This is a genomic window from Endobacterium panacihumi (assembly GCF_050847465.1).
In the GTDB taxonomy this organism is placed as follows: domain Bacteria; phylum Pseudomonadota; class Alphaproteobacteria; order Rhizobiales; family Rhizobiaceae; genus Neorhizobium; species Neorhizobium panacihumi.
This window is the reverse complement of record NZ_JBOZRA010000027.1, coordinates 1-421: the sequence shown is the minus strand read 5'-3', so window position 1 is coordinate 421 and position 421 is coordinate 1. Positions and strand designations below refer to the sequence as shown.

General features: G+C 50.1%; 1 protein-coding gene. It reads left to right on the top strand.

The features are described from left to right. A partial coding sequence (locus ACRQ1B_RS29190) for a hypothetical protein (RefSeq protein ID WP_432297845.1) occupies positions 1-421 on the top strand: 421 nt, incomplete at both ends.

Sequence of the window (421 nt, the reverse complement as noted above, 5' to 3'; positions counted from 1 at the left end):
CGTCTACAACAAGAGGGGCTAGGTTTTGCGGACAAATTGCAGCAAGAACAACAGCGGGTGTATGAGCTAAGCAACACGCTTTCGCATTTACAACCGCAATTACAGCAGCAAATCAGCGAGCGCCAGTCACTCGATGAACGCTTAAACCAGTTTACCAGTCAGCAGCGCGAGCTAGAACAACAACAAAATCGCATCACCCAAACACTGGCAACCGGACAATTGCAAATCACCGCAAGTGAGCAGCAACTTGCCAAAGCTTGCCAAGACCAAGCAAGATTCACCAGCGAGCAGCAGCTGCTGAGTCATAAAATTAGCGAGCAGCAGGCACGCTTGCCCCAGCTACAACAGCAACTCACGTTGGACTCGACGCAACTGCAAACCGCCAATGACAGCGTTACGCAATTGACAATCACCTTGAAAA